The organism is Candidatus Manganitrophaceae bacterium (assembly GCA_012960925.1).
Taxonomy (GTDB): domain Bacteria; phylum Nitrospirota; class Nitrospiria; order SBBL01; family JAADHI01; genus DUAG01.
The window spans coordinates 14,454-29,697 of sequence record DUAG01000072.1 but is presented as its reverse complement, the minus strand read 5'-3'; the positions used below and the strand labels follow the sequence as shown (position 1 = coordinate 29,697).

The window sequence follows — 15,244 nt, the reverse complement described above, 5'->3', positions numbered from 1 at the left end:
TTTGCGTGAATTAGGGAACCTCTGAATAAGTCTGGGTTGAGTTTTTCAGGAGATAAAATATTCCGATTCAAGACGCGAATCGCAGAGAATAGCCCGCTATTTTAAAGATTTGCAACGCAGAAGCGGGGAATTTTAGCCCTGAAAAAGCGAGTCATGACTTATTCAGAGGTTCCTTAGTTCCAGAGAATAGCTATCTAACGGACCTCTGTCAATAAGAAACCGGTGCCGCAGTTTCCCATCACAGCCCATGGGAGCAGGTTGGAGAAATAGCGTTTGACTTTAAATGTTCTTTTAAGGTGTAATTGGCCGACCGTCAGGAGAGTAGAAAATGGATAGGGTCGTTTTCGCTCTGTTGGGAGGTTTCACGCTCCTCCTGAGCGTGCTCCTGTTCAGGGCGTTAAAAAAAGGGAAGCCGGAGAATGATGCGGCACTGGGTCTGATGCAGCAGCAGCTTGATCAGCTCCGTCAACAACTCGCAGTCTCCCTTACAGAAAACACAAAATCGATGCAGGAACAGATCACGCAGATGACCACACAGGTCAACAGCCAACTGAACTCGGTCAACCAGCAATTGTCGACCGCGACCGGACAGATCGGAAACCGTCTGGATCATGCCGCCCGCGTCGTCGGAGAAGTCAAACAAAACCTGGGAGAAATGGCGAAGGCGACGCAACAGGTCTATGACGTCGGGAAGGACATCGCCAGCCTTCAGGAGATCTTACGGGCACCGAAGCTGAGAGGAAACCTTGGAGAACTTTTCCTGGGCGAGTTACTATCCCAGGTCCTGCCGCCGACGCAATACACATTACAATACCGATTCAAGAGCAATGAGGTGGTCGATGCCGCGATCCGCCTGGGCCCGGGTCTGGTGCCCGTTGACGCCAAGTTTCCACTTGAAAACTTTAAAAAAATGATTGAAACAGTCAGTGACGATGAGAAAAAGACCCACCGCAGAAAATTCCGGGCCGATGTCAAAAAACAGATCGACCAGATCGCCTCAAAATACATCCTTCCCGATGAAGGAACTTATGACTTCGCGTTAATGTACATCCCTGCGGAAAATGTCTATTATGAGACAATCATCAGAGATGAGACCTTCGGCGATGAAAATGCCCTCTGCAGCTATGCCCTTGCGAAGCGGGTTGTGCCGGTCTCTCCCAACTCTTTCTACGCTTATCTCCAGGTGATTGTTCTTGGCTTCAAAGGGCTTCGTATCGAAAAGTCGGCACAGGAAATTCACCAGCGGCTTCTACATTTAAGCGGTGATTTTCATCGGTTTAAGGAAGACTTCGAGGTCATCGGGCGGCACCTCTCTAATACAAAGGGAAAATACGAGGAGGCCTCCAAAAAGCTAGATCGCCTGGGCGGCCGCCTCCTGAGCGTCGACGAGGACCGCCCCGAACCTGAGGTTGCCCCGCCTGAAGAAAAAAGGATCAAATCGGTCCTGCTTGAGGAATCACAGCTAACCAATAATGATGGACTCGTAAAAAGTCGTCACTCCGGTGCGACCCGGAAACCGGAGCCAAGGTAACAAGCTATAAGGCTGGAATTCCGGCTTTCGCCGGAATGACGGGAAGTGCTTTTCAAACTTTTTAAGAGACCGCCATCCGTCAATTAAGGAGGCCTTTGAATGTCAACACCAGAACAGCAGGTCCAGATACAGATTGAAATTGATGACGCGACCTCTCAGGGAATCTATGCCAACATGGCGCTTCTCGCGCATACAGAAACCGAGTTTGTGATTGATTTTGTCTACATTCAACCCCAGACGCCCAAGGCAAAGGTCCGGGCGCGGATTCTCTCCAGCCCCGCCCACACCAAGCGCCTCCTCATGGCTCTGCAGGACAATATCCGGCGTTTCGAGGATAAGTTTGGTGAGATCAAGGCCCCGAGCACACCCGAAAAAGATAAGCCGCAGTATCAGGGACACTATCTCTAAGGAGGTAACCCTCCAGCACACCCCTCTTTTTACTCCATGGCGGCGTTGCTGTGGTGCTCGAATCCTCACGTATACTACTACGTTGCGGTTCTGTGCTCCTCGGGCCTTGCCCTGAAGCAAAATTGTGGCATGCTGAATAGTTACCGAGGAGCACATTCAACAATGAAGTTAGAAGGAAAGGCCGTCCTCATCACAGGAGCCGCGCGGCGTATTGGAAAAGCCATTGCCTTGTCTGTGGCCGGAAAGGGCGCCAAAGTCGCCATTCACTACAATCAATCCAGGGATGAGGCCAGACAGCTTGTCGAAAAGATTGCAGAAAAAGGGGGAGAGGCCTTCGCCGTTCAGGGCGACATTCGAGAGGTGGCGGATTGTGAACGGATCGTCAGGGAATGCTGTGAAAGGTTTGGCGGAATAGATGTCCTGATCAATAACGCCTCGGTCTTCTTCAAAACCCCGCTTTTTCAAGTCAATGAACAGGACTGGGATACAACATTTGACGCCAATTTAAAGGGCGGCTTCTTCTGCGCTCAGGCGGCCGCGAGGGAGATGCAAAAAGGGGGTGGAAAAATTATCAATATCGCCGATTGGTCCGGACTCCGCCCCTATAAAAACTACATCCCCTACTGCATCTCAAAGGCCGGCGTGATTGCCATGACGAAGGGATTGGCCCGCACGCTGGCGCCGAAAATTGAAGTCAATGCCATCGCCCCCGGCCCTGTACTCGCGGCAGATGACTTTGATGATAACGATAAGGAAACAATCATCCGGCACACCCCGCTCGGAAGGTTCGGCGCCCCGGAGGATATCGTCAATGCCGTCCTCTTCCTCCTGGAGGGGACAAATTTCATGACAGGGTCGACGATTATCATCGACGGAGGAAGGCTCATTTCTTAAAAGGAACGATTCAGCGTGCCACTTATTTTGGCTTCGCGAGGATCCGAGCACCACAACAACGCAGGCATGGAGTAAAAGGGGGGTGCGCTGGATCGCTCCTAAAAGGGAAGGATAGAATCGTCTATGTACAAGGTTACGCGCACCATTGAATTCTGTTATGGTCATCGCCTCTTAAACTACAAGGGCAAATGCCGTCATCTCCACGGTCACAATGCGAGAGTGGAGATCGAACTCTACGCCGAAGACCTCGACGCACTCGGCATGGTTCGGGATTTTGAAGTGATCAAAAAAGTCGTGCAGGTGTGGATTGATGAAAACCTGGACCACAAGATGATCCTGTGTAAAGACGACCCCTTGATCCCTGTACTGAAAGACCTGAAGGAGAGCCACTTCATTATTGATCAGAATCCAACCGCGGAGGTGATCTCTAAATTAATCTACGACTATGCCGCCTCACAAAAGCTTCCGGTCTCTGAAGTCCGCCTGTGGGAGACGCCGAAGTCGTATGCAACATACCGAAGGTAGAACGTGTGTAACGATCCATCACGCCCCTCTTTTTCTCCATGGCTGCGTTGCTGTGGTGCTCGAATCCTCACGTAGCACCACTACGCTGCGGTTCTGCGCTCCTCGCGCCTTGCCCTGAATAAAAATAGTGGCATGCTGAATCATTCCACGAACCTTTTTCAATAGAAACATAAAAAACAGTTGAAAACTTGCAGGATTTTACTATATGTTGTTTAGTTTTTATAATACCAAACAGGATTTGTAACCATAAATAGAGGAGCATGAATATGACGACTGCACTTAATCAGGATTGTAAGGTGGCCGACCTGGGTCTGGCGGACTGGGGACGACGGGAGATCACTCTCGCTGAAGGGGAAATGCCCGGATTGATGAACCTCAGAAAAAATTATGAAAAAGAGCAGCCTCTTCAGGGCGCTCATATTATCGGCTGTATCCATATGACGATTCAGACCGCCGTATTGATCGAAACACTTCGCGCCCTGGGTGCAGAGGTACGTTGGTCCTCCTGCAACATATTCTCCACTCAAGATCACGCCGCGGCTGCCATCGCCGCTGCCGGTATTGCCGTTTATGCCTGGAAGGGGCAAACAGAAGAAGAAAGCGCATGGTGTATTGAACAGACGATTCTCAAGGACGGAAAACCGTGGAACGCCAATATATTGTTAGATGACGGGGGTGACCTCACCGCGATGGCGCACGAGAAATATCCGGAAATACTTGGAAAAGTCCATGGAATAACGGAAGAAACCACAACCGGGGTCCACCGGCTGTTCGACATGATGGCAAAAGGTGAGCTGAAGGTTCCTGCAATCAACGTTAACGATTCTGTCACCAAATCTAAAAATGACAATAAATACGGCTGTCGCCACAGTTTAAATGATGCCATTAAACGTGGAACAGACGCGCTTCTTTCTGGTAAGAAAGCCCTCGTTGTGGGTTACGGTGATGTCGGCAAGGGTTCTGCCCAGAGCTTGAATCAGGAAGGGATGATTGTAAAGATCTCTGAGATTGATCCGATCTGCGGCATGCAGGCCTGCATGGACGGCTTCGAAGTTGTTTCTCCTTATAAAGATGGAAACAACACAGGCTCGGCTGAAGGCCTCGATAGGCAGATGCTGGGAAAGATCGATCTGATCGTCACAACAACCGGCAACGTAAATGTATGTGACCGTCATATGCTCGCCGGCGTTAAGCGAGGGGCGATCGTTTGCAACATCGGCCACTTTGATCTTGAGATCGATACCAAATTTATGCGTGACAACTGGAGATGGGAAGAGATAAAACCACAGGTCCACAAAATCTACCGGTCCGATGATACTGAAGATTATATACTTCTTCTCTCTGAAGGACGACTTGTCAACCTGGGCAACGCAACCGGTCACCCATCCCGCATTATGGATGGTTCCTTCACGAATCAGGTCCTCGCGCAGATGTTACTCTACAAGGAAAAGTGGGCAGACAAGTCGAAGTCAGAACGTGAACCTGTTTATGTAAAGGTGCTTCCCAAAAAATTGGACGAAGAAGTTGCAGCTGAAATGGTAAAAGGTTTTGGGGGGGTGATTACAAAAATGACCCAACAACAATCCGAATATATCAGTACGCCCATCCAGGGCCCGTTTAAGCCTGAAACGTACCGATACTAAGGCGGCACACCCATCTAAGTCTCCATGGCTGCGTTGCTGTGGTACTCAAACCCTCGCGTATAGACGCATACGCTCCGGGTTTCCGTTCCTCGCGCTTTACCCTGAAGGCTTATCTAGGCGTGCTGAACGGGTTACGAAAGACTATAAATAGGAGAGGAGTTGGATGAGGGTATCGCGGAGCTTTTTCCGTTCGACCACCATGTCGATTGAGCCGTGTTCGAGGAGAAACTCTGCTCGCTGGAAACCCTCCGGGAGCTGTTCTTTGATGGTCTGTTCGATGACACGTGGACCGGCAAACCCGATAAGAGACTTTGGTTCGGCGATGATGATATCACCCAGCATTGCAAAGCTCGCCGTGACCCCTCCAAAGGTTGGATCGGTCAACACAGAGATGTAGGGCACCTTTGCCTCCTGAAGCCTGGCAATGGCCGCACTCGTTTTTGCCATCTGCATGAGGGAAAGAACACCCTCCTGCATTCGCGCCCCGCCTGAGGCTGAAAAGAGAATGATCGGGTGACGGGCCTCCGTTGCCCGTTCAATGCCCCGGGTCAACTTCTCGCCGACAACCGACCCCATACTCCCGGCCATAAAACTAAAATTAAACACCCCCACGACCACAGGCCGGCGGTTGATTCTGGCCGCACCGATAACCAGTGCGTCCGAATGTCCCGTTTTCTCCTGATTTTTTTTGATCCGGTCTTTGTATCGAACGGAATCTTTGAAGTCGAGTGGATCACATGAGGAGAGAGATTTATCCCACTCCGTGAGCAGCCCTTCATCGACAATCATGTCGATCCTCTCATGGACGGAAATCGGAAAGTGATAGTCGCACTTCGGGCAAACCTTCCCATTGCGACCCAGTTCTTTCCGGTAGATCACCCCGCGGCAATTATTACACTTGATCCAGAGTCCTTCCGGAATCTTGATCTTCTTGGTTTCGCTGTCAAGGTTTTTTTCTTTCATAAACCAAGGCATGCACTGCCTCCGAAAAGCTCACAAAAAACCACCGAATATCTCGGCTTTAGATAAGGCCACGACCCTACAACAATATGTCTACAACCCGGTGGCTTGTTTAATTTTATCCACCATGTCTGTCTTTTCCCAGGTAAACTCTGGGAGGTTTCGACCGAAATGCCCATAGGCGGCCGTTTTTTTGTATATGGGTCTGCGTAGATCCAAATGCTCAATAATGCCTTTGGGTGTCATTGGAAAAAGGTCTCTAACCACCTTGACCAGCTTTTCATGATCTACTTTTCCCGTTTCTTTGGTATCAATCAAGACAGATACCGGATCCACTACGCCGATAGCGTAAGCCAACTGAACTTCACAACGATCAGACACCCCCGCCGCAACCAGATTTTTGGCAATATACCTCGCCATATAAGAAGCGGAACGATCTACTTTACTGGGGTCTTTCCCCGAAAAAGCGCCCCCTCCATGGCTTCCAACCCCGCCATAGGTATCCACAATAATCTTACGACCTGTCAATCCGGTATCCCCCTGGGGTCCGCCAACGACAAAACGACCCGTTGGGTTAATATGATAGATCATACTGTCATTATCGATGAGTTCCTCGGGAATAACCGGACGAATCACATTTTCGATGATATCTTCTCTGAGATCTTTCAGTGAGATTTCAGGACTGTGTTGTGTTGACACGACGACAGTCGAAACTCGGACCGGCTTCCCATCCCGATACACCACGGTCACCTGGGTTTTCCCATCAGGCCGAAGATATGGAAGGATATCCGTCTTTCTCATTTCTGCCAACCGTTTGGTCATCTTATGTGCCAGCATGATCGGCATGGGCATCAATTCCGGTGTTTCATTTGTCGCATAACCAAACATTAAACCCTGGTCTCCTGCGCCACCCGTATCCACTCCCATGGCGATGTCCGGAGATTGACTGTGTATAGAGGTAATGACCGCACAAGTTTCATAATCATAGCCATATTTGGCACGGGTGTAACCGACTTCTTTAATGGTTTCACGAACAATATCCGAAATTTCAACATAACAGGATGTCGAGATCTCTCCGGCAACAAATGCGAGACCGGTTGTGACCATTGCTTCACAAGCAACCCGTCCTTTCGGATCCTGGGCCAGGATCGCATCCAGGATTGCATCCGAGATCTGGTCCGCTATCTTGTCGGGATGCCCTTCCGTGACTGATTCAGATGTAAATAAAAAATTCAGACGGCTCATCGACTTCTCCTTGAATTATAAATCATACCTAAAGTTCAAATTTTTAAAAAATCTATTGAAATCATATAATGAAAAGGGGTGAATGCAAAGACTCTGCACCCACCCCTTTAACACTCATTACTTCAATGCCAATTACTTCTCTGGCAATGCGTCAGGTTCTTTGTAGTTAATTGCTGCTTTTCTTGCCCAAACCAGGCAACCGAAGATTATGCCGAACACAATCGGCGGCACAATGTAAACGTTTGTCGGAACGGGCGGCTCCATCATGAGGTAGTAAAAGGTCGAAAGCGCCATTCTTCCACCGGTTTCACCTGCATCGCCATCCCAGGCAAAGAAGGTAATCGGGATATTCACCCCGTTCACCAATTGCGCAGACTTCTCCTTGTCATCCGTCAAAAGGGCCCGTTTCATAATCACCTGCCAACGGCCGTCTGTCCACTTGGCATAGACGACCTTGACGTTGTCGCTGCCTTCTCGCAGTACAACTTTGTCAATGCCATGCCCTTCATATTCCTTTGCGGTGCCATCCGACTCCCACTTCCAGAGATCGACGCCGCGTTTTTCATCCCCATGGATGAAATACCACTTTGCAGGCGGCGGAATATCCTGCCATGCCTGTCCGAACTGAATCGCAATTCCATCGTTATAGACGCCATTTGGAAGCTCATTGACATTTTTTAAGGGTCCGCGTGCGCCGTCGATTTCGTGGGTAAACTGTGTCGTTGCGATTGCAGGGAAGGCCTCAGACTGCAAGCGATTCATATCATAAACCGCTTCTCCGTCTGGGTCCAGATGACTTTCGGTGCGATCATCCCACTCGAAAAGAATGGCAACCTCTTTATCGTCATAAAGGGAGGTTACTCGAATGTCATCAATGGTGCGAATGAAGTGACGCGGAGGCTGAATGATCTGACTCGCCAAGCCGACATACTGGGGCGGCAGGACGTTCCACTTCTCATCGTTCGGATCGGAGGGCGTACCGCCTTCCTCTATGAATTTGGACTTAATGACAAACCCGATGGAGGGTTTTCCGGAGTTCGGATCAAGCGGATATTTAATCTTTGTGAGAGAAATCACAAAATTGGCCACATGCCAGCGCTCTTCTTCCGACAACTCATCTGCAAAGGAAGGCATCGGCGTGCCGTTCAGACCGGTCGAGACCTCACGGAAGATATTGCGCGGATTGTATGGATCTCTACGATTTCCGCGGAGATTCCAAGGTTTTTGAAGGTTTGCCGGAAAGATCGGAAAGCCCCAATCGCCCCTCTGCGTCAGATTGCCATTCCCTCGGCCTTCTTGACCGTGACATTCGACACACTTTGCCTTGTTCATGTAGATATCGCGGCCCAACTCGATACTTTCCGGTGAGGAAGGGATCTGTGTTCCGTAACTGATCACGGTAATCTCTTCATCCGGATCATCGAATTCGCGATCCTTGACTAATTCCTTCTTAATGAAGGCAATGGCCGCCTTCATCTCTTCGTCTGTCAGGATTCCCGCCCAGGGAGGCATCACGGATCCCTGGAGACCGTGTCGAACGGTATTCAGCAAATCCTCGTCAGTCGGCAACTCTCCGCTGCCGGTATGACGAATTTTAAAGGTGCCCGCATTGAAGTTTCTGGGTTTTGTGACGAGACGAATTGCAGAAGGTCCATCTCCTGCCCCATCCGGCCCGTGACACCAGACACACTTCTTGAAATACACCGTCTTGCCCTTGTCAATGGTACCACCATCTTCCTTTGCCGGCTTGTAGGTTCCGGGCGCTGGTTCGATGGGGGCAGGTCCGATTCGCATAATCTGAGCATCCGCAATCCCGCCAAGTCCCAGGAGTGAAAATACCGATACTGCGACAAGAGCGGCCCATTTCTTTCCTCTGCTCTTTTCGATCTTTCTTATCATTTTAATAAATCCCCCTCTTAAAAATTATAAATTTCAAGCACCGGGTATGCACTTAACCCCAGGTTCTCGGGAAGAATCCGGTATGCCAGTATTCAAAGACAATGACCTTCCAGATCTCATTTGTGGTCAAATGCTTTTCCCACGGAGGCATGGCCGACGCCCAAGGGAAGGCCTCACGGGAAAGATCAGGGCCACCTTTGGCGACCCGCCAGAATACGAAGGTCTCCTGAAGCTGGGCGATCGTTCCCGGATCGGCAAAGTTTGCTGGAATCGGGTTAAAGGCAAAAGCGAAGGGTCCACGACCATCCAGATTATCTCCGTGACAGAAGAAGCAGCCCGCTGTTCCAAAAAAGACAACCCCCCCATCTCTCACTTCTTGAAGAAACCTCGGAACATCACCTGTCCAGGAATTTCCTCCAAAATATTTGCTCTCATCTCCCACCTTCAAATACTCCCCGTCATCCCCAATACGAAAGGGGTTTTCTGCGGTTTGAAGGGTGACCAGTTTTTTGTGGACATTGATGCTGGCCGGTGGGGCAGGGTGAACCGTCCGCAACTCAATCGGCTCACCAAATGAAGGCAGCATCGTATTGTAGGTTTGTGCCGCGATCAAACCCGGTAAAATAAGGAAGGTTGCATAACGACTCATTTTAGCCTTGGTATGATCATCCCGAAGCATCGATGCAATCGGCCGGGAGAAATCTTCCCAGGATTCCACGGTGAGCGAACAATATAGCAAAATCACCAGAGTACAGACACCCATGTACATCGCCAAGAGTGAAAATGGGATCGGTGGCTGAAGAATGACCCTGAAATTAACATAGGCCATGATCCAGAGAATGGGTCCCTGAATGAGCTTAGGGATTTTTATCCCCATCTTATCTTTTGCAATCCAGCCTAAAAAGATTGCCCCAAGGACCAAGCCTGCCTCGATCACCAGGGCGAAGGTTCCGGCGTCGATGAATCCGGTCGCGCCTCCTCCCGCCCAAGCAACGACAGGCAAGACCAGGAGCATCATTAGAACCTGTGTCAGCACTGTTTTTTTCTTATTATTAAACATATTCTGCCCTGCCTCCCGTTATCGTTCATTCATTCGACTATAAGACTATAACTTCGGTACCACTCTTGCGAAATCTACTTTAAGGAGGGAGGAGCCATTCCCGGTTCCTCCCTCCTTAAACGTATCTGTCTACTTTTAGGACAAGTCCCCGCTTTTTCCATCACCAAGCGAAGCTTCCGGAGGAGGAAGAATTGACCCCTCTTTTTCATTCGGCAGACGATCCAACTCATCTGCAATTGCCTTGGCAATATCCTGATTCAGGAGATGATCCACCATCACGTCAAGACCCGACACTGTAAACTTGTGTCTGAAATCTTTGAGCATATCATCTGCGAAGCCAGGGACAATAAAGGCACCTGGGTCCATGATTGATTCAATCACGTACTCCCTCGGCGTCGTTGCATGGGCTTTCCCTGCTTTCACCGCCTTCTTATATTCCGCAGACTTGATCCGGTTCGGGGCATTGGTTTTTTCGATCAACAAAGGCCCGATCATGCCGGTCTTTGCGATGGAGATTCCGGGAATTTTATGACAGGCGTAGCAGGTCATCTCTTTCACGATCTCTTCTGCCGTCATGCTACCCAAGGCAACAGGAGGTCCTTTTGGCTTGTCTTCTTCCTCTTCTTCCCCATCCGTTTCCTCAGCCTTCAGCTCTTTCCCCCAATAGCCTTCCCAGGATTCCACAGCCGTCCATTTACTTTCATCCCCATCCCGCAATTGCAAGAAGGAAACCACGGCAACGATCTCGGTATCGGCCAATTCAATTGGCGGCTTGTTGATGATCGGCATTGGGCTGACCGTGTCGTTCGTCCCTTTCAGTCCATACCCCATGACTACAAAGCAGTTGGGGCAGTACTCCGATTCGATGAGATACTCTCCCCCCGGCTTCGCATGCGGGATGATGCCTGAGTTCTTCTCACCGTTCTTATGCAGTTCCTTGAATTCAGCATACCGCGGCTCCAGAGGCCTTTCATGAGATCGCGCCTCTTCACTCATCTTCAGAAGCGGATCAGGCGTATCCGGTTTTTTAAGAGCCAACAGATTCGGACAACGATCCGCTTTCTGCTCCATAAAGAAGCGATGACAGAGCGGGCATTGCCCCTTGCCGATCGGACCTTCTCCCTTTGCCAGTACGCCGAGAGGATCGTTTGATCCAAAGATAATCTTCTCTCCCATGACCATCAACTGGTCCGGCGTGATGCTCGAAACATCAATGATTTCTGCGGCCTCGGGCGCATCCCCCCGAATCTGCGGCAACCAGTTTGTGTATCCGGCAAAGGCACCGAGAATAAACATGTACCAAAGCGCAACTTTTATGACGATCGTTCCAGCACCTTTTTTCTTAGCCATACTCTTCTCCTACCCCCTCTTTAAAAAAGGGGGCCGATTAAATCGGCCCCCGCACACTGTAATAAATTAATGACTTGGCACCGGAACAGCCTCTCCTGCACCAGCCGTTGCCTTTACCGGTGCTTTCTGACCGGCAAGAGAGCTGAGCCAGAAGACAAAGAGCAGCATCGTCCAGAAGAGCAGTACATTCAGCGAATTAATATTGCCAGCATAGCCGACCGGATTCGTGAACGCCCAAGGAGAATTGTCCCGCATAATCTCATTGACATGCCAATGGAGGCGAACAGACGAACGAAGGTAGCCCATCACGGCCATCGTCCAGGTAAAGGCGACCGCCAGAAGGAAGAGGGCGTAGGCCCCCCGGACCGACATCTTGCCCCAACGTATTGGAGCGACCTCTGTTGACCCTGCAAGCATCTTGGTATTCACCGTCACCCCGACAAAGAGACAGGTCAGAGTTGAAAGGACCTGGGGTACAGAGAGACCGATTCGGACATTCGCCGGGATGAAGTAGCCATAGATCCCGAGGAAGACGATGTTGACTGCTGCCAGGGCGAAGAGGAGGATGAGGAAGCAATTGCCCTTCCATGCCCATGCCACTTTGATATTCCGGTTCGCACGCTGGTAAAGACAGAAGGTCAACACGGTCGTCGTAATCATCATGTTAATCGCCGTGTTTTTCGCCGACATTACCCCGTAGTTTCCTACAACCGGATGCTGTTGCCCTCCCATTGCCTTCAACTCCGCCGGGGTCATCACCAAGGTATGCGGTGTGAGCCAGGAGATGGTTGAAATGACCAGGATCGCAAGGAGAAACTTAAATGCCGGATAGTAGCGCTCTGCGCCCGGCATCCGCCCCATGGCCTGGAAGAGATAGTAGTTGACCGTTATGAAGAGGGTCGCGATCATTGTTGCCTGCATGATGAAGACCCAGGCGAGAAGACCGCCCATCAGGGTAATCCCCATCTGCTGTCGATAGGCATAGATCTCTCTCATCAGCCAGTATCCGGCAAAGGGCAGCGGAATCAGATTGAGAATACCCATGAACATGGCGATATAACTCATCCAGTCATAATGGGCTTTCTCTTCTGCCGTCTTGGCGGAAAGGAAACGGAAGGCCGCATAGGCACCAACCACCCCGCCCCCGAAGGCCGCGTTTCCGAGAATACGATGAATCACGATAGGGACCATCAGCGGAGTATGGATGACCTTCCAGATATCGCCCAGAAAGCGCCCGGACTCATCGACACCCGCAGGGGACATCATGAACCCAATCCAGGTATTGGCCATCACCATCAGGATGATTCCAATTGAGTTCAGAATAAGACTGAGACCCAAATGTGTCCACTTCCAGTTTCCGTTTCCATCGTTCATTGCATCCCAGCCGTAGTAGTAAACGTAAAGGACGCCACTCTCCAGGATGAAGAGCAGTGCGTAGATATGCATCACCGGTCTGAAGATACTGGCCAGGTAACCGAAGAATCCGGGATAGAGTGCCAGGAAGGTGAAGATGAGTATCCCGCCGAGAATCGCCGTAACCGAATAGGCGGTCAGACTGATCTTCATCATTTCGTGACCCAGATCATCAAACTTCTTCCCGACCTTACGATCCTTTGAAAGCGCTCCGATTAACTCCATCACAAAAACAAACATCGGGACGGCCAGGACAAAGCTACCGAAATAGAGATGCTGCTGGTTCGATATCCAGAGGATCGTTCTGCTCTGGTAATCGCCGTAGGTCCCATAACTATCCGGATAGACCAACTCCGGCGCGGGAGGCCCCGCGATGATACCAAACTCGTTCACCCCCTTGTACTGCTTGTCTTTGGCCTTCGCCCCAATCTCCCCTTCTTTGGGACCTTCCTCACCCTCCGCAACCGCCTCTTCCTTGCCTTGCGCGGCAACATCCATCTGAGCAAATGGGAGAAGGAGAAGCATCCCAATCATACTCAGCAGGATCAAAGCCCCTACTTTCTTTTTCTTATTATTAACGCTTAACATCTTCGTTACCTCCCAAAAAGGGTTATTTTACTTTATATATTTTCTATTCTTAAATAACAAAATACGTTTTACATACAGCATATTGCTTACTCATTAAAACTTAAACTATCGTGGCGAGATCAAGCCCATCACGATACACATTTACTTATACGGGTAGGGCAGGTTCTGAATTGGCACCATCAAGGTCCAGTTCAACGCGACGAGATAATAGAAACCAATCCCCGCAAAGGCCATAATAAAAAATCCGATCTTTGCGCCCATTCCAATCTCTTGACTCTGGTCTTTTTCTGACATTTTGCGTCCCTTTCGCTCACTTAATTATAGATACGTTAACTATTCATCTCGTACGTCAATATCCACCAGACCGGCAGATTATCAGCCGTGGAGGCCCGGCGGAACACTTCCGATCATCAAGAAATAGCAAATCCACCAGAAGAAAGCCAGACAAACATAAAAGACCCTCTTCCCAATCTTATTGTCGACTACTTCTGTCTCTTCTGCACCCTGCGCCATTACCAAACCCCCTTTTACGGTTTATATTTATATACTTGTAGTAAATGTCGGGAATATATCTCAAAAAATAAAGCTTGTCAAGGAAAAAGTACCCAAGAAAAAAGGTCCAAAACAGCCTCGTTGAGGCCTTGACTTTTTTTTTATTGATGTGCTAGTATTTATGCGATAACGTGTTAAGTGAATGTTCAATAGGAGGCCGCCACATGGAACTCCCGAAGCCACAGAAAGATGCACCTTACTACTCCCATAAAACTGCTCCGCTGTTTGACATGCTCGTCATCGTCGGGATGGTGTTTAACGCCTTCATGGCCGTCTTCGTAGCGCTTTACTGGCTGGATCTCGTCTGATTTCCAGCAACCTGACTGATTTGACGCGCGCATCGGAATCCCATTGTTGTATCCCGATAAAAAGGAAACATCTTCATCCGCGACGTCGTTCTCCCTGAAAGATGGCCGTCGTTCCACGACCCCCCTCTCATGACCTTCATTTCATCACGATCCGGCCCTTTCGGGTTTCTCGACGGGGCATGGCGAAAATAGTCCTCCATGTACCAATCCTGAACCCATTCCCGCGCATTTCCCGCCATATCGTAGAGGCCATAAGGGCTTTTGTCTTTCTCGTGTGAGCCGATAATCGCTGTCAGGATACCTGCGTCTTCGTCACCGACAAAATTTGCAGCCGTGGGTTCATACTCCCCCTGCCAGGGCCAGACAGCGCCCTCGACCCCTCGCGCCGCCTTCTCCCACTCCGCCTCAGTCGGCAGACGCTGTCCCACCCACTTGCAATATTCATAGGCATCTTCCCAACCAATATAGACGGCAGGCTGGTTTGGATGATTCAGCAGTTCAATATCCGTCACGTAGCGCGAGAGGGGGGTGCGGTGATTCGTCATCTTTACAAACCTGGCATAATGAAATTGGGAAACCTCATACTGATTGATCTCAAAAGCGTCCAGGTAGACGGTTCGTCTCGGCTTTTCATCCCAGCTTCCCTCATCACTCCCCATAATAAAATCTCCTGCCGGGATTACGATCATCGGATTCTCCATCGGAGACTCCGACGCACCTATCTTGGCAAGCGGGATCGCGTCTTTGTCCCCTCTAAAACTTGACATCAGACCAAGGAACCCGACAAAGGAAAGCCCGAAGACAAACCAGAGCCATGCTTTAATAAATTCTTTACCCATCACCACTCCTTAGATCAGCATCATACCAT

Annotated in this window: 12 protein-coding genes; 5 read left to right on the top strand and 7 right to left on the bottom strand. The window is 50.0% G+C overall.

The features are described from left to right. The first annotated feature begins 328 nt into the window (after positions 1-328). The 5 genes from EYQ01_10270 to EYQ01_10250 all read left to right on the top strand — a co-directional run bounded on the left by EYQ01_10270 (position 329) and on the right by EYQ01_10250 (position 5,001). On the top strand, positions 329-1,531 hold the full coding sequence (locus EYQ01_10270; GenBank protein ID HIE66169.1) for a DNA recombination protein RmuC: 1,203 nt from the start codon (positions 329-331) through the stop codon (positions 1,529-1,531). Positions 1,532-1,630: 99 nt separating this feature from the next. Then, positions 1,631-1,939, top strand: coding sequence for a DUF3467 domain-containing protein (locus EYQ01_10265; protein ID HIE66168.1), 309 nt, complete (start codon positions 1,631-1,633; stop codon positions 1,937-1,939). 36 nt (positions 1,940-1,975) lie between these two features. Then, on the top strand, positions 1,976-2,833 hold the full coding sequence (locus EYQ01_10260; GenBank protein HIE66167.1) for an SDR family oxidoreductase: 858 nt from the start codon (positions 1,976-1,978) through the stop codon (positions 2,831-2,833). 123 nt (positions 2,834-2,956) lie between these two features. Continuing rightward, on the top strand, positions 2,957-3,358 hold the full coding sequence (locus tag EYQ01_10255) for a 6-carboxytetrahydropterin synthase (GenBank protein ID HIE66166.1): 402 nt from the start codon (positions 2,957-2,959) through the stop codon (positions 3,356-3,358). Between the two features lie 266 nt (positions 3,359-3,624). Beyond that, positions 3,625-5,001, top strand: coding sequence for an adenosylhomocysteinase (locus EYQ01_10250; GenBank protein HIE66165.1), 1,377 nt, complete (start codon positions 3,625-3,627; stop codon positions 4,999-5,001). A gap of 141 nt (positions 5,002-5,142) precedes the next feature. Here EYQ01_10250 and EYQ01_10245 read toward each other — a convergent pair whose 3' ends face one another. The 7 genes from EYQ01_10245 to EYQ01_10215 all read right to left on the bottom strand — a co-directional run bounded on the left by EYQ01_10245 (position 5,143) and on the right by EYQ01_10215 (position 15,215). Beyond that, positions 5,143-5,976 (bottom strand): acetyl-CoA carboxylase carboxyltransferase subunit beta, encoded by an 834-nt coding sequence (locus tag EYQ01_10245; GenBank protein HIE66164.1) that lies wholly within the window; start codon positions 5,974-5,976, stop codon positions 5,143-5,145. Between the two features lie 78 nt (positions 5,977-6,054). Further along, positions 6,055-7,206 (bottom strand): methionine adenosyltransferase, encoded by a 1,152-nt coding sequence (locus EYQ01_10240; protein HIE66163.1) that lies wholly within the window; start codon positions 7,204-7,206, stop codon positions 6,055-6,057. A gap of 132 nt (positions 7,207-7,338) precedes the next feature. Then, a complete protein-coding gene (locus tag EYQ01_10235) occupies positions 7,339-9,105 on the bottom strand; it encodes a c-type cytochrome (protein HIE66162.1) in 1,767 nt (588 codons plus the stop codon). Between the two features lie 52 nt (positions 9,106-9,157). Further along, positions 9,158-10,165, bottom strand: coding sequence for a cytochrome c (locus EYQ01_10230; GenBank protein HIE66161.1), 1,008 nt, complete (start codon positions 10,163-10,165; stop codon positions 9,158-9,160). Between the two features lie 135 nt (positions 10,166-10,300). Continuing rightward, a complete protein-coding gene (locus EYQ01_10225; protein HIE66160.1) occupies positions 10,301-11,515 on the bottom strand; it encodes a nitric oxide reductase in 1,215 nt (404 codons plus the stop codon). Between the two features lie 66 nt (positions 11,516-11,581). Continuing rightward, positions 11,582-13,516, bottom strand: coding sequence for a hypothetical protein (locus EYQ01_10220; GenBank protein ID HIE66159.1), 1,935 nt, complete (start codon positions 13,514-13,516; stop codon positions 11,582-11,584). Positions 13,517-14,354: 838 nt separating this feature from the next. Next, positions 14,355-15,215, bottom strand: a complete 861-nt coding sequence (locus EYQ01_10215; GenBank protein ID HIE66158.1) for a hypothetical protein — start codon at positions 15,213-15,215, stop codon at positions 14,355-14,357. Between the last annotated feature and the right edge of the window lie 29 nt (positions 15,216-15,244).